Annotated in this window: 23 protein-coding genes; 15 read left to right on the top strand and 8 right to left on the bottom strand. The window is 75.0% G+C overall.

The window, feature by feature from the left end:
* Positions 1 to 212 precede the first annotated feature (212 nt).
* From ABZ861_RS02995 to ABZ861_RS02980, 4 genes are all read left to right on the top strand, one after another.
* Complete coding sequence (locus ABZ861_RS02995) at positions 213 to 2489, top strand: hypothetical protein (RefSeq protein ID WP_361622684.1); 2277 nt, start codon at positions 213 to 215, stop codon at positions 2487 to 2489.
* 515 nt (positions 2490 to 3004) lie between these two features.
* Positions 3005 to 3421, top strand: coding sequence for a polyketide cyclase (locus ABZ861_RS02990; protein ID WP_361622681.1), 417 nt, complete (start codon positions 3005 to 3007; stop codon positions 3419 to 3421).
* On the top strand, positions 3421 to 3849 hold the full coding sequence (locus ABZ861_RS02985; RefSeq protein WP_361622678.1) for a MarR family transcriptional regulator: 429 nt from the start codon (positions 3421 to 3423) through the stop codon (positions 3847 to 3849). Before ABZ861_RS02990 ends, ABZ861_RS02985 begins: the two co-directional genes overlap by 1 nt.
* A 101-nt stretch (positions 3850 to 3950) precedes the next feature.
* Entirely contained in the window at positions 3951 to 4505 is a 555-nt protein-coding gene (locus tag ABZ861_RS02980; protein WP_361622675.1) for a helix-turn-helix domain-containing protein, read from the top strand.
* A gap of 39 nt (positions 4506 to 4544) precedes the next feature.
* On the opposite strand, the gene ABZ861_RS02975 is transcribed toward ABZ861_RS02980, so the two are convergent.
* Positions 4545 to 4901, bottom strand: a complete 357-nt coding sequence (locus ABZ861_RS02975; protein WP_361622672.1) for an iron-sulfur cluster assembly accessory protein — start codon at positions 4899 to 4901, stop codon at positions 4545 to 4547.
* Between the two features lie 340 nt (positions 4902 to 5241).
* Between ABZ861_RS02975 and nadA the strand changes: the two genes are divergently transcribed.
* Both nadA and ABZ861_RS02965 read left to right on the top strand, forming a co-directional pair.
* The gene (nadA, locus tag ABZ861_RS02970) at positions 5242 to 6426 is read left to right on the top strand and encodes a quinolinate synthase NadA (protein ID WP_361622669.1); all 1185 of its coding nucleotides are present in this window, start codon (positions 5242 to 5244) and stop codon (positions 6424 to 6426) included.
* A gap of 455 nt (positions 6427 to 6881) precedes the next feature.
* Positions 6882 to 7754, top strand: a complete 873-nt coding sequence (locus tag ABZ861_RS02965; RefSeq protein WP_361622665.1) for a hypothetical protein — start codon at positions 6882 to 6884, stop codon at positions 7752 to 7754.
* A 74-nt stretch (positions 7755 to 7828) separates the two neighbouring features.
* Here the strand turns inward: ABZ861_RS02965 and ABZ861_RS02960 are convergent, their stop codons facing one another.
* From ABZ861_RS02960 to ABZ861_RS02945, 4 genes are all read right to left on the bottom strand, one after another.
* Positions 7829 to 8506: a response regulator transcription factor gene (locus ABZ861_RS02960; RefSeq protein WP_361622662.1), complete on the bottom strand. Its 678-nt coding sequence runs from the start codon at positions 8504 to 8506 to the stop codon at positions 7829 to 7831.
* Positions 8503 to 9798 (bottom strand): histidine kinase, encoded by a 1296-nt coding sequence (locus ABZ861_RS02955; protein WP_361622659.1) that lies wholly within the window; start codon positions 9796 to 9798, stop codon positions 8503 to 8505. Before ABZ861_RS02955 ends, ABZ861_RS02960 begins: the two co-directional genes overlap by 4 nt.
* Before the next feature lie 55 nt (positions 9799 to 9853).
* Entirely contained in the window at positions 9854 to 10132 is a 279-nt protein-coding gene (locus ABZ861_RS02950; protein WP_361622656.1) for a hypothetical protein, read from the bottom strand.
* 163 nt (positions 10133 to 10295) lie between these two features.
* On the bottom strand, positions 10296 to 11111 hold the full coding sequence (locus ABZ861_RS02945; RefSeq protein ID WP_361622653.1) for a PspA/IM30 family protein: 816 nt from the start codon (positions 11109 to 11111) through the stop codon (positions 10296 to 10298).
* A gap of 319 nt (positions 11112 to 11430) precedes the next feature.
* Between ABZ861_RS02945 and ABZ861_RS02940 the strand changes: the two genes are divergently transcribed.
* From ABZ861_RS02940 to ABZ861_RS02930, 3 genes are all read left to right on the top strand, one after another.
* Positions 11431 to 12060 carry a DUF3043 domain-containing protein gene (locus ABZ861_RS02940; protein ID WP_361622650.1) on the top strand — a complete coding sequence of 210 codons (630 nt, stop codon included), beginning with the start codon at positions 11431 to 11433 and terminating at the stop codon, positions 12058 to 12060.
* Between the two features lie 83 nt (positions 12061 to 12143).
* Positions 12144 to 12845 carry a methyltransferase domain-containing protein gene (locus ABZ861_RS02935; RefSeq protein ID WP_361622647.1) on the top strand — a complete coding sequence of 234 codons (702 nt, stop codon included), beginning with the start codon at positions 12144 to 12146 and terminating at the stop codon, positions 12843 to 12845.
* 348 nt (positions 12846 to 13193) lie between these two features.
* The gene (locus ABZ861_RS02930; RefSeq protein WP_361622644.1) at positions 13194 to 14309 is read left to right on the top strand and encodes a trypsin-like peptidase domain-containing protein; all 1116 of its coding nucleotides are present in this window, start codon (positions 13194 to 13196) and stop codon (positions 14307 to 14309) included.
* A 332-nt stretch (positions 14310 to 14641) separates the two neighbouring features.
* Here ABZ861_RS02930 and ABZ861_RS02925 read toward each other — a convergent pair whose 3' ends face one another.
* Entirely contained in the window at positions 14642 to 14860 is a 219-nt protein-coding gene (locus ABZ861_RS02925; RefSeq protein WP_361622641.1) for a hypothetical protein, read from the bottom strand.
* 294 nt (positions 14861 to 15154) lie between these two features.
* Here ABZ861_RS02925 and ABZ861_RS02920 point away from each other — a divergent pair, with 294 nt between their 5' ends.
* A complete protein-coding gene (locus tag ABZ861_RS02920) occupies positions 15155 to 16357 on the top strand; it encodes a bifunctional adenosylcobinamide kinase/adenosylcobinamide-phosphate guanylyltransferase (protein WP_361622638.1) in 1203 nt (400 codons plus the stop codon).
* A 228-nt stretch (positions 16358 to 16585) separates the two neighbouring features.
* On the opposite strand, the gene ABZ861_RS02915 is transcribed toward ABZ861_RS02920, so the two are convergent.
* Positions 16586 to 17668 carry a class I SAM-dependent methyltransferase gene (locus ABZ861_RS02915; RefSeq protein ID WP_361622635.1) on the bottom strand — a complete coding sequence of 361 codons (1083 nt, stop codon included), beginning with the start codon at positions 17666 to 17668 and terminating at the stop codon, positions 16586 to 16588.
* A gap of 189 nt (positions 17669 to 17857) precedes the next feature.
* On the opposite strand from ABZ861_RS02915, the gene cobT reads away from it, so the two are divergent.
* Positions 17858 to 19123, top strand: coding sequence for a nicotinate-nucleotide--dimethylbenzimidazole phosphoribosyltransferase (cobT, locus tag ABZ861_RS02910; RefSeq protein ID WP_361622632.1), 1266 nt, complete (start codon positions 17858 to 17860; stop codon positions 19121 to 19123).
* 698 nt (positions 19124 to 19821) lie between these two features.
* On the top strand, positions 19822 to 20589 hold the full coding sequence (locus ABZ861_RS02905; protein ID WP_361622629.1) for a hypothetical protein: 768 nt from the start codon (positions 19822 to 19824) through the stop codon (positions 20587 to 20589).
* Here ABZ861_RS02905 and ABZ861_RS02900 read toward each other — a convergent pair.
* Positions 20517 to 21293, bottom strand: coding sequence for a hypothetical protein (locus ABZ861_RS02900; protein ID WP_361622626.1), 777 nt, complete (start codon positions 21291 to 21293; stop codon positions 20517 to 20519). The two genes, ABZ861_RS02905 and ABZ861_RS02900, sit on opposite strands and share 73 nt — an antisense overlap.
* A gap of 906 nt (positions 21294 to 22199) precedes the next feature.
* Between ABZ861_RS02900 and ABZ861_RS02895 the strand changes: the two genes are divergently transcribed.
* The 3 genes from ABZ861_RS02895 to lpdA all read left to right on the top strand — a co-directional run bounded on the left by ABZ861_RS02895 (position 22200) and on the right by lpdA (position 26606).
* The gene (locus tag ABZ861_RS02895) at positions 22200 to 22964 is read left to right on the top strand and encodes an adenosylcobinamide-GDP ribazoletransferase (RefSeq protein WP_361623580.1); all 765 of its coding nucleotides are present in this window, start codon (positions 22200 to 22202) and stop codon (positions 22962 to 22964) included.
* Between the two features lie 443 nt (positions 22965 to 23407).
* On the top strand, positions 23408 to 24931 hold the full coding sequence (locus ABZ861_RS02890; RefSeq protein ID WP_361622623.1) for a leucyl aminopeptidase: 1524 nt from the start codon (positions 23408 to 23410) through the stop codon (positions 24929 to 24931).
* A 286-nt stretch (positions 24932 to 25217) separates the two neighbouring features.
* The gene (gene lpdA / locus ABZ861_RS02885) at positions 25218 to 26606 is read left to right on the top strand and encodes a dihydrolipoyl dehydrogenase (RefSeq protein ID WP_361622621.1); all 1389 of its coding nucleotides are present in this window, start codon (positions 25218 to 25220) and stop codon (positions 26604 to 26606) included.
* Positions 26607 to 26620: the final 14 nt, after the last annotated feature.

The following is a 26620-nucleotide window of genomic DNA, read 5'->3' as shown; positions in this document are numbered from 1 at the left end:
ATGCCGGGTGTCGGGATTCACGCGAGGTGCTAGGTACTACGGCGACCGGCTGGTGTACGAGCCGCGAGGAGGCGGTGACCGGGAACCGTGTGCTCCTCGGTCGCGTCCCATCGGCGTCCCCTCCCGGGGATGCGGAAAGCGACCCACCTGTGCGGCTCATTGTCAGGGTCGGGTCAGTTTCGCGGGCAGCGTGCGGCCGAAGGAGCGATGCGGTGAACACCCAACGACCCGACCACGACGGCGAGACCGGGCCCGAGGCTCAGGCCGCGGACGGCGCCGGGGAGACCGCGGGGCGGACGGGGGCGCGGGAGCCCGGGATCACGGCGGGGGCGACAGGATCCGCGGGCGCGGAGGGAGCTGACGGCGGTGCCGCTGGGGCCAAGGGTGCGGAGGGGGCCGCTGCGACCGCCGCAGAGGCGGAGAGCGTGGACAAGTCCGTCGGTGCCGCCGCTGGAGCCGAGGGCGCGGACGGGTCCGTCGGCGCCGGGTCCGGATCCGTGGGCGAGGAGAAGGCCGTCGTCACCGACCGGTCCGAGGGCGCACGACAGCGTGACCGCGCTGACGGTGCGGGTGGCGCGGACGGCGGGGACGCCGCGCACCACGAGCACGGCGCGCACGCCGAGCACGGTGGGGACCGCGAGCACAGCGCGGACGGCGGGGACGGTACGGACCCCGAGCACCGCAAAGACGGCGCCGACGGCGCCGACGGCAAGGGTGGCGCTGACGGCAAGGGTGGCGCTGACGGCGCAGACAGCGAGCACCGCGAGGGCGGGGCGGACGGCGAGCACAGCAAGGACGGCGAGCACCGCGCGCATGGGGCGCGCCGCACGCTCGGCGCGCACGGCCAGGATGGCGTGGATGACGAGCACGGCGCGGACGACGAGCACCGTGTGCACGGCGAGGACGGCGCGCGCGCCGAGTACCGTGCGCACGGCGCAGGCGGTGCGGACGCCGAGCGCCGCGTGGACAGGGCTCGGGCGGGGCGCGTGCGGGGGCGGGGGGCTGTGGTCGCTGCTTCTGTCGTCGCCGCTGTGCTGCTCGTGGGCGGTGGTGGGGCCTATCTCGCCGCGCACGCGGACGGCGGCGCCGAGGGCCGTACCGGCCCGGCGGCGTCCGGCGACCGGGGTACCACTCCCCCGCCGCTCGTCCTGGACGACCGTGCGGCCGCCGGTGCGGCGGGCGGCGGCGCGCACGGCATCGCGCCCGGCGAGCCCGACCCCTACGGCGCCTCCTACCGTGCGGCCGGGCCGCTGCCCGGCGGACCGTCCGCCGCGCCTGTGTACGCGCCCCGGGGCGAGGTCGGCCGGGCGGACGTGGCCCGTCTTGCCGAGGCGCTCGGCGTCGCGGGGACTCCCGTGGCCGACGCCGGCGCATGGCAGGTCGGGGCGGGCAAGGACGGGGCGGGGCCGGTGCTGCGGGTGGACCGGCAGGCGCCGGGGGCCTGGACGTTCAGCCGGTACGCCCCGGGCACCGACGACTGCAAGGGCGTGCTGTGCACGCACGACCCGGCCGCCCCGGCCGACCGCCCGGTGAGCGGCGCGGCGGCGCAGAAGGCGGCGGCCCCGGTGCTCGCGGCGCTCGGGCAGGGCGACGCGAAGGTGGACGCGGGCCAGGTGATGGGCGCCCAGCGGGTGGTGAACGCCGACCCCGTGGTGGGGCGCCTGCCCACGTACGGCTGGACGACCAGCCTGACCGTCGGCACGCGGGGCGAACTGGTCGGCGGCAGCGGCCTGCTGAAGGCGCCGGTCAAGGGCGGGACGTACCCGGTGCTGAGCGCGCGGAAGACGCTGGACCTGATGAACGGGGCCCCGCACACCGACCACCGGATGGGCATCGGCGGCTGCGCGAGCCCCGAGCCGCTGAAGGACCGCCTGGAGGCGCCGTGCGGCGGTTCGGGCACGGCGGCGGGCGGCGCGGACGTGCTCACGGTCGACCGGGCCGTGTTCGGGCTGGCCGCGCACTCCTCGGGCGGTCGGCGGACGCTGATCCCGTCCTGGCTGTTCCAGGTGCACGGCGGCGCCGGGCAGGACGCCTTCACGGTCACCTACCCGGCCGTCGACCCGCGCTACCTGGCCTCGCCTGCCGCGCCGTCTCAGCCGACCGGGCCGTCTGCGTCGACCGGACAGTCGGGGCGGCCGGCGCCGCGGCCCAGCGGATCGGGCGGCGCTCCGGCCCCGCGGGCCGTACGGGTGTCCGGCTACCGCGCCGAGGGCGACGGGCTGGTGGTCCGGTTCGAGGGCGGGGTGTGCGCGGACTACCGGGTGTCGGCTAAGGAGGACTCCGGCCGGGTCACGGTGACGGTGACGGAGAAGCCCTGGCCGGGCAGGACCTGCATCCTGATCGCCAAGCAGTACGAGGAGCGGGTACCCCTCGACCGGCCGCTGGGCGACCGCGCGGTGGTCGGGTCCGACGGCGACCGGGTGCCGCAGGCGCAGTCGGGCGCCAAGCCGGCCGCCCCGCCGCGGTCCGTCGGGCAGCCCGTGAGGTGACTGGGCGGCAGCCCGTGAGGTGAGCGGGCGGCAACCCGTCGGGGGCGCGGGCGCCGAGCCTTGGCGCACGCGCCCGTGACGTGAACGGGCGGGGGGCCCAGGGCACCGAGGCTCGGACGGTCGGACTCGCGGACGCCTAAGCCCAGGCGCCCGGACGCGGGCACCGAAGCCCAGGTGCCTGGACGCAGGCGCCGAGGCCCAGGCGCCCGGAAGCAGACGCCGAAGCCCAGGCGCCCAGATACGGGCGCCGAAGCCCAGGGCCTCCGGATGCGGCCGCCAAGGCCCACGCGTCTGGACGCAGGCGCCGAAGCCCAGGCCCCCGGAAGCGGCCGCCAAGACCCAGGCGCCCGAACTAAGTGGTCGGCTCCGGAAGTCCTTCGGGGGTCGACGTGGAAGCAGTGCTGCGTCAGGGCTGACCCTGGGCCGAAGGAGGGGCGCCGAGGGGCCTGTAGACAGATAGTCTCCGCGCAGATAGTCTTCTCGAAGATAATCTATTACCTGCCGGGAGGCTACTGATGTGGACGTACGAGCACAGCATCGAGACCGACGCCGCGCCTGAGGCGATCTGGCGTCTGTGGGCTGACGTCGAGAACTGGGGAGTCTGGAACGCCGACATCGCGAGCATCCAGATCAGCGGCCCGTTCGCGGCGGGCACTGAGATCGTGATGACGCCGGCCGACCAGGACCCGGTGCGCCTGATCGTCGCCGAGGCGACCGTCAACGAGCTGTTCGTGGACGAGGCCCGGTTCGACGGACTGCTCCTGCGCACCATTCACCGGCTCGACCAGGGCGAGCGAGGCCGCACTCGGGTGACGTACCGGATGGAGATCACCGGCGCCGGCGCCGACGAACTCGGCCCGCAGTTCGGTCCGGCCGTCACCGCAGACTGGCCCGAGACCATGGCCGCCCTGGTCAAGCAGGCACAGGACTGATGGCGCTCAGCCCCGGCGACAGCCCCGGATTCCTGCTCTGGCATGCCACGCTGCGCTGGCAGCGCGACATCGCCGCGGCCCTCGGCCCCCTGGACCTCACCCACGTCCAGTTCGTTCTGCTCGCCTGCACCTGGTGGCTGAACACGCGCGGCGAACACCCCAACCAGCAGGCTCTGGCCCGCCAGGCCGGCACCGACGTCAAGATGACCTCGCAGGTCCTGCGCGCCTTGGAGGCCAAGGGTCTGATCGAGCGCGAGGTCGACCCCGCCGACACCCGCGCCAAACGGCTGCGTGTCACCAGCGCCGGCGCCGAGCTGGCCCCGCGCGCGATCGCCGCCGTCGAGAACGTCGACGCACGCTTCTTCCAGCCGGTGGCGCACGACGACGTCGTAGCCCTGCTCGGCCGCCTGGCCAACCCTGAATCCTGAAGCCCCCAGGGCGGACGCCGTCGGCCCCCGAACCCGCCAGCCGACGGCGTCCGCGTGACACCGCCCGGTCCACCCCAACGCCGAGGAACGGCGACTCCTTCGTGACCGTCCGCTCCGCCGTACCTGTTTCGCTGCGTGCCTGCGCGCGCCATCGACTGAAGAAGTCGGCCTACGGCCACAAGACCCCCCATCAACTCCGCTGCCGGGCCGAGGTGGTGCTCGCGGCAGCCCGTGGGCATTCCAACGCCCGGATCGCGCGGGACACCGGCCTGCACCTGGACACGGTGCGTACCTGGCGGGGCCGCTTCGCCAGCGGTGGGCTGCCCGCCCTGGCCGACCGCAAGCGGTCCGGTCGACCACCGTTGTTCGCCCCCGTGCAGACCGCCGAGGTCAAGGCATTGGCCTGCCGGTTACCCGCCGGGAGTGAAGTGCCACTGGCACGCCGGTCGTGCCCGGAACTGGCCCGAGCGGCCGTGGAACGCGGCATCACCGGGACCGTATCCGCCTCCACCGTGCGCCTCCGGATGCGGCCGCCAAGGCCCACGCGTCCGGACGCAGGCGCCGAAGCCCAGGCCCCCGGAAGCGGCCGCCAAGACCCAGGCGTCCGAACTAGGACGCGGCAGCGCGTACGCCAGAGGCGGCGGTCCCCCGCCTAGGGGGGGGCCGCCGCCTCTTCGCCGTCCGGGCGGACCGGCTTAGCTGAAGGAGTCGCCGCAGGCGCAGGAGCCCGTCGCGTTCGGGTTGTCGATCGTGAAGCCCTGCTTCTCAATCGTGTCCACGAAGTCGATGCTGGCGCCGCCGAGGTAGGGGGCGCTCATCCGGTCGGTGACGACCTTCACGCCGCCGAAGTCCTTCTCCACGTCTCCGTCGAGGGAGCGCTCGTCGAAGAAGAGCTGGTAGCGCAGGCCGGAGCAGCCGCCGGGCTGAACGGCGACGCGCAGGGCGAGGTCCTCGCGGCCTTCCTGGTCGAGCAGGGCCTTGACCTTGGCCGCGGCGGCGTCGGTCAGGATGATGCCGTCGCTGACGGTGGTGGTCTCGTCCGATACGGACATCTACATCTCTCCCGGTTTGTACGGAGACTGCTTGCTGACGAGTGCAACCGGCGGGGCCGCGGATTCATTCCGGGTCGGGCGCCCGCCCTTTCTTCGTCGCTCCAGGCTCGTCGTGGTGCGTCGGCATGCGTCGTTCGTCGTCGGTCGGTCGCCCTTCGTCCTCTTCATGCTCGCACACGCCCGTGGCGGCGGGCGGCGACTTGTGGACAGCGCGGTCGCGCGGCGCCGCGGGACCGCGTCGGGATTCACGTCACATGGACGCTATCGCAGTCGTCAAAGTGACGTGAAGCGGTTATGATAGATAACGTCAGTTCGACGAAAACTAGAAAGGGTGCGTGTCGTGACCACCGCCCAAACCCAGGATCTCGACGTGCAGCCGTCGCCCCTCGCCCTGCTGCTGCTCGGCCGCGAGGCCGACCCGCGCAGCGAGCGCGGCGTGGAGTGCCCCGGCGACCTGCCCGCCCCGTCCGACCCGGACCTCGTGGCGCGCGCCCGCGCGGCCAAGGAGAAGCTCGGGGAGAGGGTGTTCGTCCTCGGCCACCACTACCAGCGCGACGAGGTCATCCAGTTCGCCGACGTCACGGGCGACTCCTTCAAGCTGGCGCGGGACGCGGCGGCCCGCCCGCAGGCCGAGTACATCGTGTTCTGCGGGGTGCACTTCATGGCGGAGTCCGCGGACATCCTGACCTCCGACGAGCAGAAGGTGGTCCTGCCGGACCTCGCGGCCGGCTGCTCCATGGCCGACATGGCGACGGCCGAGCAGGTCGCCGAGTGCTGGGACGTGCTGACCGAGGCCGGGATCGCCGAGCAGGTCGTGCCGGTGTCCTACATGAACTCCTCGGCGGACATCAAGGCGTTCACCGGCCGGCACGGCGGGACCGTCTGCACGTCGTCGAACGCCCGGCGGGCCCTGGAGTGGGCCTTCGAGCAGGGCGAGAAGGTCCTGTTCCTGCCGGACCAGCACCTGGGCCGCAACACGGCGGTGCGCGACATGGGCATGTCGCTGGAGGACTGCGTCGTCTACAACCCGCACAAGCCGGGCGGCGGGCTGACCGCCGAGGAGCTGCGCGCGGCGAAGATGATCCTGTGGCGCGGCCACTGCTCGGTGCACGGCCGCTTCAGCCTGGAGTCCGTCCACGACGTGCGCGAGCGGATCCCGGGCGTCAACGTCCTGGTGCACCCCGAATGCCGCCACGAGGTGGTCGCCGCCGCCGACCACGTCGGCTCGACCGAGTACATCATCAAGGCCCTGGAGGCCGCCCCGGCCGGCTCGAAGTGGGCGGTCGGCACGGAGCTGAACCTCGTACGGCGCCTGGCGAATCGTTTCGCGCCGGAGGGCAAGGAGATCGTCTTCCTGGACCGCACGGTCTGCTTCTGCTCGACCATGAACCGCATCGACCTGCCCCACCTGGTCTGGGCACTGGAGTCCCTGGCCGACGGCGCCCTGGTCAACCGCATCGAGGTCGACAAGGACACGGAGGCGTTCGCGAAGCTGGCGCTGGAGCGGATGCTGGCGCTTCCGTAAGCCGGAGCGTCCGCGGCTCCCCGCGCGGGGAGCCGCGGCGCCGGACGCAATCCCTGCGCGGGGGCGACGGCATCGGACGCGACCCCTGCGCAGGGGCGACGGCGCCGGACGTAACCCCTGTGCGGGGGCGACGCCCCTGGGCGCACGGCTCCTGCGCGGAGAGCGACGGCCCCGGGCGCGCAGCCCCTACCCGGGGAGCGACAGCCCCGGGCGCGCGGCCCCCGCGCGGGGAGCTGCGCCCCCGGGCGCGCAGCTCCCGCACTGGGCGGGCGCCCGCGCCGATTGCACAGCCGACGGCGCCCGGCGCGCGCCCACCGGCAAGCGGCGCGAACCCGCCCGAACGGGGGCTCACGGCCGGGGCGCCGACGGGGGCCGCACCCGCCCGACGCCCCGGCTTCACGTGCTGCCCACCGGGGGCCCACCTGCCGCTCATCCGACGCGGTGACGCTCTTGGCATGAGCATTGCTTCCTGGCGGGCCCGTCGCCCGCTCACGGCGTTCGCCCTGGCCGCCTCCCTCTCCGCCACGGCCGCCGTACTCGCCCCCGCGCAGCCGGCGTCGGCCGCCTCCAACGCCGTGCCGACCTACGAGGTCAAGATCGACCTGACCACGGCCGCACTCGACGCGTCCCACAACCCGACCTCCGCCGTGAAGTCCGCCTTCGGCATCACCGGCTCCGCCAAGGCGCGCTCCTACGAGTACTTCGACACCGACGCGCTCGCCCTGAACGCGCAGGGCTGGGACGTCCGCCTGCGCCACAAGTCGGGCTCGTCCTTCGAGGAGACGTACAAGAAGCGGTTCACGGTGACCGGCGGCGACATCGACGCCGCGCTGGACCAGGCGAACGACGCGGGCTTCGACAGCTCGGACACCAACTACGACGCCGAGGTCGACTGGGGCTACGCCAAGCAGACGCTCAGCTTCAGCGACGAGAAGAGCCACAGCGCGAGCGGCTACTCGGGCACCGCGATGCCCTCCAGCAGCACCGGCCGCGGCTGGCTGGTCAACGACATCCCCGGCAAGCTCCAGGACTGGGGGTCCTCCGGCTGGGGCTCGACCACGCTCGCGGCGTCCCGGGCCCACGGGCCGGTGACCTCGCAGGTCTGGTCGGGCGCCTGGGAGTCCTCCGACGACGCCTCCCTGGAGGTGCTCCCCGTGAAGGCCGCCAGCGGGAGCGGCACGGAGTACGTGGTCGAGCTGTCGTTCAAGACGGACGACTACGACGACGCCGCCGCGCTGCACAGCGACGCCATCGCGACGGCCGACGCGCACGGCTGGCTCTACCGCGGCGATGTCCTCAAGACGCAGCTCATCCTCGACCGCTACTGAGCCGACCGAATGAGCCGGCCGAACACGGCCGAACACGGCCGGACCCGTACACGCCGTACGGGTCCGGCCGGCGGTCAGTGCGTGTGCGGGCGGACCAGGCCGGACTCGTAGGCGATGACGACCAGTTGGGCCCGGTCGCGTGCGCCGAGTTTGGCCATGGCCCGGTTGACGTGGGTCTTCACGGTCAGCGGGCTGACCTCCAGGCGGGCGGCGATCTCGTCGTTCGAGTGGCCGCCCGCGACCTGGACGAGCACCTCGCGCTCCCGCACGGTCAGCGCGTCCAGGAGCGCGGCGCGGGCCGGGTCGCCGTCGGCGGCGTCGCTCTGCGCGAGGAAGCGGGCGATCAGGCCCTTCGCGGCCGCCGAGGACAGCGGCGCCTCTCCCTGGGCGGCGCCCCGGATGGCGTTGAGCAGTTCTTCCGGTTCGCTGCCCTTGCCGAGGAACCCGGCCGCGCCCGCGCGCAGCGCCCGCACCACGTAGTCGTCGACCTCGAAGGTGGTCAGGATGACCACACGGACCCCGGCGAGGGCGGGATCGGCGCTGATCAGGCGGGTGGCGGTCAGGCCGTCGGCGCCGGGCATGCGGATGTCCATCAGCACCACGTCGGCCCGCCGCTCCCGGGCCAGCCGCACCGCCCCCTCCCCGTCGGCCGCCTCGCCGACCACCTCCATGTCGGGCTCGGAGTCGACGAGGACGCGGAAGGCGCTGCGCAGCAGGGCCTGGTCGTCGGCGAGCAGGACCCGGATGGTCATGCGGCGTCCTCCGGGACGGTGCGGGCGGCGGTCACCAGGGGCAGGACCGCCTGGACGCGGAAACCGCCGCCGTACCGGGGGCCGGCGCTGAGGCTGCCGCCCAGGGCGGTGACCCGCTCGCGCATGCCGAGCAGCCCGTGGCCGCCGCCCGACTCGGCGGACGCGTCGCCCGGCTCGACGGAGGTGCCGCCCGGCCCGGCGGAGGCGTCCGGCCCGGCGGAGGCATCGCCCGGTCCCGCGCCGGCGCCGTCGTCCAGGACGGTGATCTCGACGTCCGGTCCGACCCGCACCACGCTGACCTCGGCCCGCGCGCGGCTCCCGGCGTGCTTGTGCACGTTGGTGAGGGCCTCCTGGACGATGCGGAAGGCGGCCAGGTCGACGGCGGCGGGCAGCGGGGCGTCCTGGTCGGCGCGGGCGACCTCGACGTGCAGTCCCGCGCTGCGGAAGGTGCCGGCCAGGTCCTCCAGGCGGTGCAGGCCGGGGGCGGGCTCGGTCGGGGCCTCCGGGTCGTCGGACTGCCGCAGCAGGCCGACCGTGGCGCGCAGCTCGTCCAGCGCGGACCGGCCCGCCTCGCGGACGTGGGCGAGGGCCTGCCGGGCCTGGTCCGGGCGCTGGTCCATGACGTGGGAGGCGACGGAAGCCTGCACGTTGACCAAGGCGATGTGGTGGGCGACCACGTCGTGCAGCTCGCGGGCGATGCGCAGCCGCTCCTCGGCGACGCGGCGGCGGGCCTCCTCCTCGCGGGTGCGCTCGGCCCGCTCGGCGCGCTCGCGCATGGCGCTGAGCAGGGCGCGGCGGCTGCGCACGGCGTCGCCGCCCGCGGCGCCCATCCCGGTCCAGGCGAAGAGCGCCAGGTTCTCCTGGGCGTACCAGGGCAGCGGTCCGCCGAGCATGGCGGCGCCGGTCAGCACGGTCATGGTGAGCAGCCCGAGGCGCCAGGCGGTGGGGCGGTCGGTGCGGGCGGCGACGGTGCCCAGGGCGAGGACGGCGGACATGGCGACGGGGGCGCGCGGATCGCCGGTGACGCACTCGACGACGGACAGCGCGCCGGTGAGGGCGAGGACGGTGCGCGGGGCGCGACGGCGCAGGACCAGGGCCGCCGCGCTCAGCGTCATCAGGGTCAGGCTGAGCGAGGACGGCCGGTGCACGTTCCAGGTCACGCCGTGGTCGCCGCGCGGGTCCGCGAAGGAGCCGGCCAGCATGCTCGCCAGGACCGCGGCCGCGAGGACCGCGTCCAGCGCGAGGGGGTACGCCTTCAGCCGGCGCCGGGCGCGGTCGCAGACAGTGGTCACGGCTGAGTACGGTACGGGGTCGGTGTGCGGCGGGGCAGGGCGCGCCCGGGGGCGCTCAGCCCGGGATCAGGCCGTCGTCGCTCAGCAGTTCCCGTACCTCCTGCAAGGTCGCGTCCGGGGCGGGCAGGATCAGCTCGGACGGCGCCAGGGCGTCGTCGGGCAGCGGCTCGCCCAGCTCGCGCACCTTGTCGAGCAGGGCGCTCAGGGTGCGGCGGAAGCCCGGACCGTCGCCCTTCTCCATCTCGGCGAGGAGTTCGTCGTCCAGCCTGTCGAGTTCGGCGAGGTGACCGTCGGCCAGCCTCACCTGTCCCTCTCCCATGATCCGTACGATCATGTCGCCCTCCTCGGCGGCGTGTGCCACGGCTGTCGGTGACGTGCTGTCTCACGCGGTCCACTGATTCGTGCGGCCTGTTGCCGGCGGCCCGCTAAGGCAGGAGGCCGACGGTTTCAGGCGGCTCGCCGCTTGATGTTCATGCGGCCCGCCGCATGAGCGCGGCTCACTGCTTGTCGAAGCGGGGGGCGTCCTGCGGCTGTTGCCGATGCTGTGACTGCTGCTGGGGCTGCGCCTGCTCCTGGCCGCCCTCCAGCGCCTGACGGTCGGCGGCCGGCCCTCCGGCCAGCTCGGCCTTCATCCGCTGGAGCTCCAGCTCCACGTCCGTGCCGCCGGAGAGCCGGTCCAGCTCGGCCTGGATGTCGTCCTTCGCCATGCCGGAGGGGTCGTCCAGGGCGCCGGAGGCGAGCAGCTCGTCGATCGCGCCGGCCCGCGCCTGCAACTGCTGGGTCTTGTCCTCGGCCCGCTGGATGGCCAGGCCGACGTCGCCCATCTCCTCGGAGATGCCGGAGAACGCCTCGCCGATCCGGGTCTGCGCCTGGGCCGCGGTGTAGGTGGCCTTGATCGTCTCCTTGCGCGTGCGGAAGGCGTCGACCTTGGCCTGGAGGCGCTGTGCCGCGAGGGTGAGCTTCTCCTCCTCGCCCTGAAGGGTCGCGTGCTGCGTCTCCAGGTCCGTGACCTGCTGCTGGAGCGCGGCCCTGCGGGACAGCGCCTCGCGGGCCAGGTCCTCCCGGCCGAGCGCCAGCGCCTTGCGGCCCTGGTCCTCCAGCTTGGTGGACTGCGACTGCAACTGGTTGAGCTGGAGTTCCAGGCGCTTGCGGCTGGTCGCCACGTCGGCGACGCCGCGCCGCACCTTCTGGAGCAGCTCCAACTGCTTCTGGTACGAGTAATCGAGGGTCTCGCGCGGGTCCTCGGCCCGGTCAAGGGCCTTGTTCGCCTTCGCGCGGAAGAGCATCCCCATACGCTTCATGACACCGCTCATGGGCTTCGCGCGCCCCCTTCTGACGGACTCCAGCTCACAGCCTTGCGACAGAACCCACAGTACGGGGCCCGCCTCCATTACCGCACTGTTCCAGGACGGATGCGGTCATCCCCAAGGACGACTGCGCTCGCCTCCGCTCCCGCGCAGGGAGGACGAAGAGGAGGAGGGTTCCTGGCAGCGGTCCGCGAGGTCCGGCGCCCGGCTTCCGCTCTCCGTCCCCGCCCATCTCCGCCCATCTCCGCTTGTACCGGCCCCTTACCGGCCCCGCACCCTGAAGACGTCCGGCGTTGCCGGATCGTTCCCGACCGGACTGGGGTCCATGCGGGTCAAGACCGTACCCTTGGGTTTTGTGTTCCGTAGCCGTGCCAAGGACGAGAAGTCGCCAGTCGCCGACAAGACGACGGTGAGCATCTCCAAGCAGCCCCGTGACCCCCAGGCGCCCAAGGGCCGCCCCACTCCCAAGCGGAGTGCGGCGCAGTCCCAGCGCCGCAGCGCCGCCTCGACGCCGCAGACGCGCAAGGACGCCGCCAAGCGCCAGCGCGAGGACCGCCGCGTCCAGATGCAGCGCCAGCGCCAAGCGCTGGCCAGCGGCGACGAGCGCTATCTGCCGCCCCGCGACAAGGGCCCGGTGCGCCGGTTCGTGCGGGACTTCATCGACTCGCGGTTCAACATCGCGGAGTTCTTCCTGCCGATGGCCGTGATCATCCTGGCGCTCAGCCTGGTGCACGTGGCCTATCTCCAGAACATCGCGCTGCTGCTGTGGCTCGTGGTGATCGTGGCGATCGTGCTGGACTCGGTCTTCAGCGGCTTCCGGATGCGGAAGCGGCTCACCGAGCGCTTCCCCGACGCCAACCGGCGGGGCGCGGTCGCCTACGGCCTGATGCGCTCCCTCCAGATGCGCCGGCTGCGGCTGCCCAAGCCCCAGGTCAAGCGGGGGCAGCGGCCCTGACCGGAACCGCGTTCACCGGGGGCGCCGCCGATGCCTGGCTGAGCGGGCTGGGCGCCCTGCGGGACGTCGTACGGCAGGAACTGGTGGCCCGGCAGCTCGACGAGCAGATCGCCGCGCGGTTCCCGGTGGGGCGGCGGCTGCGGGTGCTCGACGTGGGCATGGGCCAGGGAACCCAGGCGCTGCGCCTTGCGCGCGCCGGGCACCAGGTGACCGGTCTGGAACGCGACCAGACGATGATCTCCGTCGCACGCCGGGAGCTGGCCGGGGAGCCGGAGGGCATCCGCGCGCGGATGCGCATCGTCGAGGGCGACGGGCAGGACACGGGCGTCCACTTCCTGCCGGGCAGCTTCGACGTCGTGCTGTGCCACGGCGTGCTGATGTACGTCGAGGAGCCCGATCCGCTGCTGGCCGGGCTGGCGCGGATGCTCGCGCCGGGCGGTCTGCTGTCGCTGCTGGTGCGCAACGCCGACGCGCTGGCGCTGCGCCCGGGGCTCTCCGGCGACTGGGCGGGGGCGCTGGCGGCGTTCGGCACGGCGGTCTACCGCAACCGGCTGGGCCTGGACGTGCGCGCGGACCGGCTCACCGATCTGACGGCGACGCTCGCCGGGATCGGGGCGCCGCTGCACGCCTGGTACGGGGTGCGCGTGTTCACGGACACGGCGGCGGACGGCGCCGAGCCCCCGGCCGACCCGGAGACCCTGCTGGCCGCGGAGGAGCGGGCCGGACGGACCGACCCCTACCGCGCGGTGGCGGCGCTGCTGCATCTGTGTGGGGTGCGCGACTAGGGTCCGGGACCGGACCGAGGTACGGGCCTGGCGTGTACTACGGGCCTGGAGCATGGCGCGGCCCTGGAACTGGGGCCGGGCCCGGACCGGCATACGGGCCTGCCTGGAACAGGGTGCGGGCCTAGACCGGCATACGGGCCTGCCTGGAACAGGGTGCGGGCCCGGACCGGAATATGGGCCCGCCTGGAACGGGGTGCGGGCCCGGACCGGGATACAGGCCAGCCTGGAACAGGGTGCGGGGTCGCACCGGAACACCGGCCACCGGCTGAGGTCCGGGCCCCGTTCGGGCGGCGCTCTTTCGGACGCGCCGGGCAGGCCGGCGCCGTGCCGCGCGGTGAGGCTTGGATCATGGACGTTTCCCGTGCCCGGAACCCGCGGCCGCGTGCTCGTGCCCTCCGTACGGCGGTTCCGCTCGCCGCCCTGCTCTGCTGCGCCATGCCGCTGACCGGGTGCGACGCGGCCTCGGGCGCCAAGGACCCGGCGGCCTCCGCCTCCCCGGCCCAGGACCGGCGAGGGGGCGCGCCGACGGTCGCGACCGACCTCCAGAACGCCTACCAGCAGGTGATCAAGGACGTGCTGCCGTCGGTGGTGCAGATCCAGGCCAGCCAGGAGCTGGGCTCGGGGATCGTCTTCGACGGCGCGGGGCACGTCGTCACCAACGCGCACGTCGTCGGGAGCGAGAAGCGGTTCCAGGTGACCACGGCCGGCAGCGAGGCGCCCCTCACCGCGACCCTCGTCTCCTCCTACCCCGACCAGGACCTCGCCGTGGTCAAGCTGGACAAGCTGCCCCCGGGGCTGAAGGCGGCGTCCTTCGGCGACTCGAAGAAGGTCGACGTCGGGCAGATCGTGCTGGCCATGGGCTCGCCGCTGGGGCTGTCGTCGAGCGTGACCCAGGGGATCGTCTCGGCGACCGGCCGCACCGTCAGCGAGGGCGGCGAGGGCCAGAGCGGGGGCGGCACCGGGGCGACCATCGCGGGCATGGTGCAGACCTCGGCCGCGATCAACCCCGGCAACAGCGGCGGCGCGCTGGTGAACCTGGACGGCCAGGTGATCGGCATTCCGACGCTGGCCGCCGCCGACCCCCAGCTCGGCGGCAGCGCGGCGCCGGGCATCGGCTTCGCGATCCCGTCGTCGACGGTGCGGACGATCGCCGAGCAGATCGTCAAGTACGGCAGGGTCGTCGACTCCGGGCGCGCGGCGCTCGGCATCACCGGCCGCACGGTCGTCGACGCCGACTACCAGCCCGAGGGGGTCGCGGTGGCGCAGGTGTCGCCGGGCGGCCCGGCCGACCGGGCGGGCATCCGGTCCGGGGACGTCGTCACCCGGCTCGGCGGCACGGACCTCACCACGGTCACCTCCCTGTCCGAGGCGCTGGCGGTCGCCCGGCCGGGGCAGCGCACGAAGGTGACCTACACGCGCGACGGCCGCGAGCACACGGTGGAGGTCACGCTGGGCGAGCAGTGAGCCGGGCCGGGCGGGGGCCCGAACCGCGGGCGACTCGCACCCCCGCCAGGCCGTGGTCTACGCCCGGCAGAAGCGGCCCCGGCCGACCGCAGCCCGTGACCGGCCGTAGCCCATGCCTGGCCGCAGCCCGTACCCGGCAAGCGCCTCCGCCCGGCCGCAGCCCATGCCCGCCACGCGGCCCCGCCCAGCAGAAGCGGCTACGCCCGGCACAAGCCCATGCCTGGCCGTCACCCGTGCCCGGCCGCTCCCCCACGCGGTACGCGCTCCCGCGCGGTATGCGCCCCCACCCGGTACGCGATCCCGCGCGGTACGCGCTCCCGCCCGGCCGTCGGCTACGCCTGCGCCTCGTCGGCGTGCAGGCTCATCGGGCCGTAGATCTCCGTGGAGTCCTCCAGCAGCCGCACCTGGTCGGCACCGCCGTCGAGCAGGGCCTTCCAGTGCTCGCCGATCCAGGACTCGGCGTCGCCCTGAGTGGTGAACTCCTCCGGCTCCACCGCGGGCTGGACCTCCGTCCCGTCAGCCGTCTCGAACCGCCACGTCCATGACGCCATGTACGCCTCCCTGATGTGAGCACCCTGCACGGCACGGTCCGGATCTTGGTCCGGCACCTGCCCGCAGCCTAATGCTGTGCTCTGACTTCACCCTTCCGCCTGCCCCGCAACTCCCCGCGCGCACACCCGTCGCACACCCGTCGTACGCCCGCCGTACGCCCTTCGCGCGCCCGCCGTCCGTCCGGAGCGCGCGTCCGACGCCGCGGCGGCCGCCCTCCGAAGGGGACGGCGGGCAGCGGGCGGCAGGGCCCACCGGATGCGCGGGACCTATGGCGACCTGGGAAAATCGGGGCCGTGGACGTGACTCTGCTCGGCACCGGTGCTCCCGCGGGGCTCCCCCGCCCCTACTGCCCCTGCGCGGCCTGCGCGACGGCCCTCGGCGCGCAGGCGCGCGCGGCGACGGCGCTGCTCGTGGACGGGGCGCTGCTGCTGGACCTGACGCCCGGCGCGGCGCTCGCGGCGGCCCGCGCCGGGCGGTCGCTGACCGGCGTGGCCCAGGTGCTGCTGTCGCACCCGCACGACGGGCCGGCTGTCGAGGCGCCCGCCGGGCTGCCGCAGCCGGTCCGGGTGCCGGACGGGCGGGAGTTGGCGCTGCTGACGGGGCACCGGGTGCGGGCGGTCGCGCTGGACGCGCCGGGCACCGGGTACGCGGTGACCGGCCCGGACGGGCGCCGGCTGCTCTACCTGCCGCCGGGCGGCGCGCCGGCCGGGCTGGAGGGTGCGGCGGACGGGACGTACGACGTGGTGCTCGCGGACGTCGTGGGCCGCCCGGAGGCGCTGGCCAGGCTGCGCGCGGCGGGCGCGGTGGGGCCGACCACGGACGTCGTCGCCGTCCATCTCGACCACGACGTGCCGCCGGGAGCCGAACTGTCCCGACGGCTCGCGGCGGCCGGGGCCCGCGCGGCGCCGGACGGCAGCACGCTGGCGATCGGCGCGTGCGAGGACGTGCCGGACGTGCCCCGCCGCACGCTGGTGCTCGGCGGCGCCCGGTCGGGCAAGTCGGTGGAGGCGGAGCGGCGGCTGGAGACCTTCCCCGGCGTGCTGTACGCGGCCACCGGCGGGACCCGGGCCGGCGACGGCGAATGGACGTCCCGGGTCGCCGCGCACCGGGAGCGGCGGCCGGGGTCGTGGCGCACCGTGGAGACCTGCGACCTGGCGCCGCTGCTGACGGAGCAGGGCCCGCCGCTCCTGATCGACTGCCTGTCGCTGTGGCTGACCGACGCGATGGACGCCGTCGGCGCGTGGGACGACGCCCAGTGGGCGGGCGGGGGCGAGGCGGCGCTGCGGGACCGGGTGTCCCTCCTGACGTCCGCCGTCCGGGCGGCCCGGCGCACGGTCGTCGCGGTCTCCAACGAGGTCGGCGCCGGCATCGTCCCGGCCACCGCCTCGGGCCGCCGCTACCGCGACGAACTCGGCCGCCTGAACGCCGCCTTCGCCGCCCAGTGCGAACAGGTGCTTTTGGTGACGGCGGGCCAGGCGCTGGTGCTGCGCGGCTGAGCGGCGCCCCTGGCCCCGGGCGGATCCCGGGGTGGGGGGCGACCCGTACGGGCGTCGGCGCGCGAGTCATCGGGCTGTACGGGGCACTGGCCCGCGCCGGTCACCAGGCTGCGCGGGTCACCGGTCCCCGCGAGCGCCGGGCTGTGCGGGCGCCGATCTGCGGCCCCGGTGGGGTCGGTAGCACCCGGTGTGTCTGCCCGGGTCCGTGCGGGCCGCGCCCGCACGGGTCTACGCCGTGTCCCGGCGGGCGACGACGCGGTAGGCGTTGGAGAGTCCGGGGGCGCGGCGCAGCAGGGGGGACAGGAGGAGGTCCAGCAGCGCGGCCTTCTGCACCAGGGACGCGGCGACGAAGGCGAGGACGGCGCGCAGGACGCGTTGCGCGGGGTGCGGCGGCTCGTGCCGCCAGGGGACGTCGGCGAAGGGCAGGGCGCGGCGGAGGACGAGCGCCAAGGCGGCTGACAGGTCGTTCGGGGTGTGCGGGCGCCGCCGGTCGATGACGAGGATCGTGCAGCCGGCGGCCTCCAGTTCGGCGCACACGTTGTGCAGGGGCAGCAGGTGCAGATGGCGCGGCAGCCCGTGCGCGGGCCACCACTTGCCGAACAGCCGGGCGAACGCGCAGCCGGGGTCGGGGAGTTCGACCAGGAGGTGGCCGCCGGGCCGCAGCACGGCGAGGGCGCCGCGCAACTCCGCGCGCGGATCGGGGGCGTGGGCGAGGTGGCGGAAGACGCTGACCACGTCGTAGCGCCCGCGCAGGCGCTCGGCGACCTCCGGATCGGCGAGGCGGCCGACGTACGCCTCCTCGATCCGCCCGGCCTCGCGCGCCGCCTCCACCCGCGGCGTCGGGTCGACCCCGTCGAAGGAGGTGTACGGGAACACCTCCCGCGCGGCCTCGGGGAAGCGGGCGTGGCCGGTGCCCACGTCCAGCCAGCTCTCCGGCTCGCCCACCTCGCGCATCAGGCGAGCGTCGCCCCGGCGCCTGCGGCGGGCGCGGCGGGCGGCGAGCGCGGCGCCGGGCAGGCCGCCGAGGTCCGCCTCCTCGCAGTCCCGGTGGTAGAACGCCATCCCCTCGGGGGTGAGTCGGGGGTTCTGGAAGGCGTGCCCGCAGTCCGCGCACTGGTCGAGGGCGAACCTGCCGGGCTTGTGCTGGAGCAGGTCCGGTGCGCGCAGCCGGGTGCGCAGCCGCCCCGAGCCGCACCATGGGCAGTCCTCGCGGCGCGGCTCATGGAACCGCTCGACGCCCTGGGCGAGTTCGGCGGCGTACGCCGTGCGGCGCGGGTCGTGGGCGCGGGCGGCGTTCGGCAGGGGCGGCATGGGCGGCTCCCGGAGGGGGCGAGGGGACGTACGGCGGTGGAACCGGTGGATCGGCACGATGCTGTCGACAATGCACCACAAAGGGGCAAAGGGAACGTAGGGGATCGGGATGGCGGTCGAAAGACGCCGTACGGGTGTGGCGCCGATCTGGCTCCGCCGCGTACGACCGGGGCCGGTACTGTTCGACGAATGAGCTCGCTGAATCTCGACGACTTCACCGATCTGATCGAGCGCCCCGCCGGAAGTGTGCGCCGGGACGCGGAGGGCCGCCGGGAGCGGCTGGCCGTGCCGCCCGGCGCGCTGGGCCGCCTCGACGACCTGGGCGAGTGGCTGTCCGCCGCGCAGGGCGCGGTTCCGGTGCGGCCGGTCGAACGGCCGCGGGCCGTCCTGTTCGCCGGCGACCACGGAATCGCCGGACTCGGCGTGTCGGCACGGCCCGCGGGCGGGGCGGACCGACTGGTGCGGGCGGTGCTGGAGGGCGGCCGGCCGGTGTCGGTGCTGGCCCGGCGGCTCGGAGTGCCGCTGCGGGTGGTGGACATGGCGCTGGACTGCCCGCCCGAGACGCTGCCCGAGGACGTCGTCCGGCGCCGGGTGCGGCGCGGCAGCGGGCGGATCGACGTCGAGGACGCGCTGACGGCCGAGGAGGCGGAGGCCGCGCTCCGCGTCGGCATGGCGGTCGCCGACGAGGAGGCCGACTCGGGCACGGACCTGGCGGTCCTCGGCGACGTCAGCGTGGGCGGCACCACCGCGGCGGCCGTGCTGATCGCCGCGCTGTGCGGCACGGACGCGTCCGTGGTGACCGGGCGGGGCGGCGAACCGATCGACGACCTGGCGTGGATGCGCAAGTGCGCCGCGATCCGGGACGCGCTGCGGCGGGCCCGGCCGGTGCTCGGGGACCAACTGCTCCTGCTCGCGGCGGTCGGCGGGGCGGATCTGGCCGCGATGACCGGCTTCCTGTTGCAGTCCGCGGTGCGCAAGCTGCCGGTGATCCTGGACGGCGTGGTCTCGGCTGCGTGCGCTCTGGTGGCGCAGCGCGTGGCGTTCCGCGCGCCGGACTGGTGGCTGGCGGGGCAGAGCAGCGGGGAGCCGGGCCAGGCCAAGGCCCTGGACCGGATGGCGCTGGAGCCCCTGCTCGACCAGGGCGTGACCGTCGGAGAGGGCGCGGGCGCCCTGCTGGCGCTTCCCCTGGTCCAGGCCGCGGCGGCCCTGGCGGCGGAACTCCCCGAGCGGCCCGCCGAGGCCGGTGCGGCTGCTGGGGGCGCCGAGGCGGGTGGGAGCGCTGGTGGCGCCGGGAACGGTGGGGACGCCGAGGCGGGTGGGGGCGCTGCCGGCTCTGGTGACGCCGGTGACGCCGGGAACGTCGGCGGCGGCGGGAACGTCGGCGGCGGCGGGAACGTCGGCGGCGGCGGGAACGCTGAGGCCGCCGGGAACGCTGAGGCGCAGTCACCGCGCTGACCGCACCCTCCCAGTCGTCGCCGTCCCGTGCCGGGCGCACCCCGCTTGCGTGAGCGCCGCCCGGGGTCAGCGAGCGCCGCCGTCCCGTGCCGGGCGGACCGCGCCTCGCCCGGCCTCCGACGCGCTCGCGCATCACCCCCGTGGGCGCACCACTCCAATGGGCGCATCGCCCGCAGGGCGCGTCGGGCGAAGGCGTCGCCCTCGCCGCACCGGAGTCGCGCGAGGCAGGGCCCGGGGGGCGGTCCGGTGCGGACGCCGATCCACGTGCCCGAAAAGCGACTCTATGCCGCAAAGGCGGACATATGATCCCTCTTTATGGGAGATGCCCGCGTCGCACCCGCACGCTCCGTCAGCGCGGTCTCACGGCGGGCCGCCGTCGGCGCCGCCCGGCCCCCGCGGCTCGCCGCCCACGTCGCACACCTCGTCCGACTCCTCCGACTCGTCCACATCGAACGCCTCAGCCGCCTTAACGCTGCGTGCGCCCCGCCCGGCCGTGACCCGCGTCGGCGTCATCCGGCGGGTCACCGCCCCCGGCGCCCGCTGACCGCGGCGGGCCGCCCGCTGACCGCCGCGGGGCCGCCGCGGGGCCTGGAACCCAGCGGGCACCGGGAATCCGGTGCGGCGCCGCGGCCGCGCGTGGCGCCGCTCGGCCCCCTCCCTCCCCGGCGGCGGCGCCAGGCGCCGGGGAGGGGCGCCCGGTGAAGGCGGTCGCCCGCTGGGCCCGAGCCGAATGGGGGCTGGTGCACGCCACCGCCCGCGAGGTGCTCGCCGAAGGGCCCCTGCGGCACCGGCCCGCGGTCACGGCCTGGGTGCGGGCGTTCCCGGCGACGCTGGCGGCGGTGGCGCTGACCGCGCTGCTCCAGTTCGCGCAGAACCGGCCGTGGGGATACGGGCCGGTGCAGCTCATCGGCGCCGTACGGGCCGTGGACCCGCTGTGGACGGCCCTGCTGCGCACGCCGGTGTCGCTGTTCGTGCCGGCCCTCGACCTGCCGGTGTGGGGCGCGCTGACCCAGATCCTGTGCGTGTTCGGCGTCGCCGAGATCTGCCTGGGCCGCTCGCGCACCCTGGCCGTCGCCTACGCCGCCACGCTCGCCGGCACGCTGTACGCGCGCGTGGGCGTCGCGCTCGGACCCGGCCGGTTCCTCGGGCTGTCCGGCGCCGACGCGGCGGCGGTGGACACCGGCCCGTCGGCGGCCGTGGTCGGCCTCGCGGTCTACCTCGGCTGGCGCTACCGCGCGTACCTCACCGCGGGCGCGGTCGTCGCCGCGATGTCCGTCGAGGTGATCCTGAAGAACAACCTGGCGGGCAGGGAGCATCTGGCGGCGATCACGTGCGTGGCCCTGGTGTGCGCGCTGTCCGCCGCGTGGCGCCGGTGGCGCGGGAGGCGGCTCGTTCACTCACCGCCGCGTCCGGGACCCGGCAGCCGTACCGGCTGCGCGTCCGGCTTGCCGCCGATCCAGTCCTGAAACGCCCGGCGGGGAACCGCCCAGCGCCGGTCGTGGCGCAGCGCCCGGCGGTCGGCGCGCGCCTGGGCGCGCGGGCGGCGGCGGTAGAAGCGCCGGGCCCAGTACGAGCCGGGGCGGGCCAGCCGCACCGCGCCGATCAGGGCGACGAACGGCACGATCACGCCGAAGACGGCGAGCCGCAGCTTGCCCTTGCCGAGGGACACCAGGGAGAACAGGAAGTTGACGGCCACGCTGGCGATGACGGTCCCGCGGTCCTGGAGTTCGTCCGGCGACAGGTCGTTGACGCCGAACGGGACGAACCCGGCGAGCACCAGGCCGACCAGGGCCGCGGTCAGGACGACGACCTCGACGCTCTTGCGGCCGGCCTCGCTCCAGTAGACGTCGTCCAGGTGCAGGATGAGCGCGAACTCGTCCAGGACCAGGCCCGCGCCCACCCCGAAGACCACCGCGAAGGCGGCCGCCCCGAAGCCGTGCCGGCCGCTGGCGACCGCGCCGAAGCCGCCGACGACGCTGAGCACGACCCCGGGCACGACGTGGTGGATGTGCAGCCCGCCGGCCTTGACGTTCCCGAAGGGTCCCTTGCCCGCGCGGATCAGACGGGTGATGACACGGGTGACGAGGAAGGTGAGGACGAAGGCGCCGAGCGCCAGAAGAAGGGGCAGCTTGCCGGGCTCGACGACGTTGCGGTACAGCCAGTGCCCCATGGCTTCAGTGTGCCGCGACCCCTGGTACGCCGCCCGCCGTCACCGCCCGTCCGTGCAGGCAGCGACCGCGCAGGCCCCGCCCGCGCCACCGCCCGTGCGCCGACCGCCCACGCGTCGCTGGTTCGGGTGCCGGCCGCCCACACGGGTCGCCGGTCCATACGCCCCCGGTCCACGCGTCGCCCGCCCGCGCGCCAGCGCTCCGTGCGCCCCCACCCCCATGGGTCGCCGGTCCGTACGCCGCCGGTCCGAGAGCCATCCGCGCACGGGCCGCCGGTCCGCGGGCCACCGGTTCACGCGTCACCCGCGCACAGTCCGCCTGTCCATACGCCCCCGGTCCACTCGTCGCCCGCCCGCCCGCGCGCTCGCGCTCCGTGCGCCCCCACCCCCATAGGTCGCCGGTCCGTACGCCGCCGGTCCGAGAGCCATCCGCGCACGGGCCGCCGGTCCGCAGGCCACCGGTTCGGGCGCCGCCCGCGCACGGTCCGCCTGTCCGAGTGCAGCCGGTTCGTGCGTCACCCGCCCATAGGTCGCCTGTCCGTGCGCCACAGGTTGGGGCGCCACTCGCGTGCGGTTCGCCTTTCCGGGCACCACCGGTCCGTGCGCCAGCCGCCCACAGGTCGCCTGTCCGTGCGCCACAGGTTGAGGCGCCACTCGCGCGCGGTTCGCCTTTTCGGGTGCCACCGGTCCGTGCGCCACTTCCCGCGGATCACCCGCCCGCGCACCGCCGGTTCACGCGTCGCCCGCGCGGTCCGCCCGTCCGCGGGCCGGTGCGCGGGGGTCCCGTAGTCTGCCCGCGTGTCCGCGCCCTCCCCACCGCCGCCCTCCTCCCCGCCGCCCCCCTCTACCCCCTCCTCGGCTGCCCCTTCCCCGTCCTCGCCTGCCTCGCCCGCTCCCTCGGCTCGTGGGCTGCACGGGCTGCGCTTCGCCTTCGGGACGCTGACCGTCCTTCCGGTCCGGGTGACGCGGTGGGACCGGCGGGCGGCGCGGGCGGGCATGCTGTGCGCGCCGCTGGCCGGGCTCGTGGTCGGGGGCGCCGCCGCGGCGGCGGGCCTGCTGGCGTCGGCCGTGGGCGCCGGTCCGCTGCTCGCCGCGGTCGTCACCGCCGCGACGCCCGCCGTCCTGACCCGCGGACTGCACCTGGACGGCCTCGCCGACACCGCCGACGGCCTGGGCAGCGGCAAGCCCGCGCAGGACGCGCTGCGGATCATGAAGCAGTCGGACATCGGCCCGTTCGGCGTGATCACCCTCGTCTTCGTGCTGCTGGCCCAGACGGCCGCCCTGACCCGGGCCTACGACCACTCCTGGAGCCGGGGCGCACTGGCCGCCGTGGTGGCGGCGGTCGCCGCCCGTCTCGCGCTGACCGTCGCCGCCCGCGCCGGGGTGCCGGCCGCCCGGCCGGAGGGGCTGGGCGCGGCCGTGGCCGGGGCGGTCCCGGCGGCCGGGGCGATCGGCGCGGCCCTCGCCGTCACCGCGGCGGCCGCCGCGGCGGGCGCGGCCCTGGGGACGCGCACCGCGCTGCTCGCCGGGGGCGCCGTGCTCGCCGCCCTGGCCTCCGCGGAACTGCTGCTGCGTCACTGCACGCGCCGCTTCGGCGGCGTGACGGGCGACGTCTTCGGCGCCCTCGCGGAGACGGCGGCCACCGCCGCCCTGGTCCTCATGTCGCTGCGCTGACGCGCCATGTCGCTGCGCTGACGCGCCATGTCGCCGCGCTGACACGCCAGTCGGCGCGGACGCCCGGCCTCGCGCAGCCCCCCGTAAGCAGCCCCGCAGCCCCCCGTAAGGGGCCGAGTCAGCACCCGTACGGGATCAAGTCACCACCCCTTACGGGGCCACGTCACCACCCCCGGGCGGCCGCGTCCCCGTCACCCCCGGACGGCTCGGCGGCCCGGGGGTGACGGGGACGCCGCCCGCAGGTGAACGCCCGTAGGGCGGCTCGGCGCGGTGACGCGCGTAGGCTCGTGCACCGGAGTCCGCCCGCCCGGGTGAAGACCGCACCGCACAGGGGTTCTAGGGTCGGTCGTCGGGCCGGCCCCTAGGGAGCCGGTCCTCGGGCCCGGCCGACCCACCCGCATTCGGCCACACCACCTTTCACAGGGAAGCGAGAAATCACCACCGTGACTGCTCTCACTCTCAGCACCGCAGGGGCGTCCGGCCTGCGGGCCGACGCGATCGTCGTCGGTGTCGCCCAGGGCCCCAAGGGCCCGGTCGTCGCGCCGGGCGCCGGGGCCGTCGACAAGGCGTACGACGGCAAGCTGGCCGACGTCCTGGAGACCCTCGGCGCCTCCGGCGCCGAGGGCGAGGCGACCAAGCTGCCCGCGCCGTCCGGGTTCAAGGCCCCGCTCGTCCTCGCGGTCGGCCTGGGCGCCGCGCCCGAGAAGGGCGCCGGGTACGGCGCCGAGGCGCTGCGCCGGGCCGCCGGCGTGGCCTCCCGCGCCCTGGCCGGGGCGAAGAAGGCCGCGTTCGCGCTGCCGCTGGACCAGGCCGCCGACGCCGCCGCGGTCGGCGAGGGCGCGCTGCTCGGCGCGTACTCCTTCGACGCCTACAAGGAGAACGGCGCCGCCGCGTCCCGGCGCGGCTCGGCGCCGCTCGCGGAGGTCGTGCTGCTGGGCGGCAAGCCTCGCGACCGCGCCTACAAGGCGGCCGTCGAGCGCGCCGTCGCGGTCGCCGAGGAGCTGAACCGCGCCCGCGATCTGATCAACATGCCGCCCAACGACCTGAACCCGGCCGCCTTCGCCGCCCTCGCGCAGGACGCGGCCAAGGCCAACGGCCTGAAGGTGCAGGTGCTCGACGAGAAGGCGCTCGCCAAGGGCGGCTACGGCGGCATCCTGGGCGTCGGCGCGGGCTCGGCGTCGGCCCCGCGGCTGGTGAAGCTGTCGTACAGCCACTCGAAGGCGAAGAAGCACCTCGCGCTGGTCGGCAAGGGCATCACCTACGACTCGGGCGGCATCTCGCTGAAGCCGGCCGGCCACAACGAGACGATGAAGTGCGACATGAGCGGCGCCGCCGCGGTGTTCGCCGCCGTGGTCGCCGCCGCCCGCCTGGGCCTCGAGGTCAACGTCACCGGCTGGCTGGCGCTGGCCGAGAACATGCCCTCCGGCTCCGCCACCCGCCCCGGCGACGTGCTGCGCATGTTCAGCGGCAAGACGGTGGAGGTGCTCAACACCGACGCCGAGGGCCGCCTGGTGCTCGCGGACGCGCTGTGGGCGGCCTCGCAGGAGAAGCCGGACGCGATCGTGGACGTGGCGACCCTGACCGGGGCGATGGTCCTGGCGCTCGGCAGCCGCACCTTCGGCGTGATGGCCAACGACGACGCGTTCCGGGCCGCGATCACCGTGGCCGCCGAGGAGGTCGGCGAGGAGTCCTGGCCGATGCCGCTGCCCCAGCACCTGCGCAAGGGCATGGACTCCCCCGTCGCGGACATCGCGAACATGGGCGAGCGCATGGGCGGCGGCCTGGTCGCCGGCCTGTTCCTGCGCGAGTTCATCGGCGACGGCATCACCTGGGCGCACCTGGACATCGCCGGGCCGGCCTTCAACGAGCAGGGCCCCTACGGGTACACCCCCAAGGGCGGCACCGGCTCGTCGGTCCGCACCCTGGTCCGGCTCGCGGAGCTGACGGCGGCGGGCGACCTCGGCTGAGTCCCGTTCCCCTAGGTGACGTGCCGCTACGGCCCCGGGCGCCCCGCGCGCCCGGGGCCGCGGCGTCCGGTCGCGGCCCGTCCGCGGGCCGGTGCGCCGCGGGTCGCGCCGCCGGGGTGGCGTGTCTCACACCCCGGCCCCGCGTCCCGTCCGCCCCCGACAAGTGCGAAGATGGGCGTCGGCAGGACAGGGCCCCCACCAAGGGCCGAAGAACGAGCGGCCGGACACCAGCCGCCGACCGGTCGCCGACGACCGGCGTACGGCGCACATGCATGGAGGACGTGACGTGGCGAACGACGCCAGCACCGTTTTCGACCTAGTGATCCTCGGCGGCGGCAGCGGCGGTTACGCCGCGGCGCTGCGCGGGGCGCAGCTTGGCCTGGACGTCGCCCTGATCGAGAAGGACAAGGTCGGCGGTACCTGCCTGCACCGGGGGTGCATCCCCACCAAGGCCCTGCTGCACGCGGGCGAGATCGCCGACCAGGCGCGCGAGAGCGAGCAGTTCGGCGTCAAGGCCACCTTCGAGGGCATCGACGTCCCGGCCGTCCACAAGTACAAGGACGACGTGATCTCGGGCCTCTACAAGGGTCTTCAGGGGCTCATCGCGTCCCGCAAGGTGACCTACATCGAGGGCGAGGGCAAGCTCTCCTCCCCGACGTCCGTCGACGTGAACGGGCAGCGCGTTCAGGGCCGTCACGTGCTCCTGGCGACCGGCTCCGTGCCGAAGTCCCTTCCCGGCCTGGAGATCGACGGCGACCGGATCATCTCCTCCGACCACGCCCTGGTCCTCGATCGCGTGCCGAAGTCCGCGATCATCCTCGGCGGCGGTGTCATCGGCGTGGAGTTCGCCTCCGCCTGGAAGTCCTTCGGCGCCGACGTCACCGTCGTCGAGGGCCTGAAACACCTGGTGCCGGTCGAGGACGAGAACTCCTCCAAGCTGCTGGAGCGCGCGTTCCGCAAGCGGGGCATCAAGTTCAGCCTCGGCACCTTCTTCCAGAAGGCCGAGTACACGCAGGACGGCGTCAAGGTCACCCTGGCGGACGGCAAGGAGTTCGAGGCCGAGGTCCTGCTCGTCGCCGTCGGCCGCGGCCCGGTGTCACAGGGCCTCGGCTACGAGGAGGCCGGGGTCGCCACGGACCGCGGCTACGTCCTGGTCGACGAGTACATGCGCACCAACGTCCCGACGATCTCCGCCGTCGGCGACCTGGTCCCGACGCTCCAGCTCGCGCACGTCGGCTTCGCCGAGGGCATGCTCGTCGCGGAGCGCCTGGCCGGTCTGCGGACGGTGCCGGTCGACTACGACGGCGTGCCGCGGGTGACGTACTGCCACCCGGAGGTCGCCTCCGTCGGCATCACCGAGGCCAAGGCCAAGGAGATCTACGGTGCGGACAAGGTCGTCACGCTGAAGTACAGCCTGGCGGGCAACGGCAAGAGCAAGATCCTGAAGACCGCGGGCGAGATCAAGCTCGTCCAGGTCAAGGACGGCGCGGTGGTCGGCGTCCACATGGTCGGCGACCGCATGGGCGAGCAGGTCGGCGAGGCCCAGCTCATCTACAACTGGGAGGCGCTGCCGGCCGAGGTGGCACAGCTCGTGCACGCCCACCCGACGCAGAACGAGGCGCTCGGCGAGGCCCACCTGGCGCTGGCCGGCAAGCCCCTGCACGCCCACGACTGACGCCCCTCGGACAC

Source organism: Streptomyces sp. NPDC046985, from assembly GCF_040644415.1.
Classification (GTDB): Bacteria; Actinomycetota; Actinomycetes; order Streptomycetales; family Streptomycetaceae; genus Streptomyces.
The sequence above is the reverse complement of the archived record's forward strand: the minus strand, read 5'-3'. Positions and strand labels throughout refer to the sequence as shown.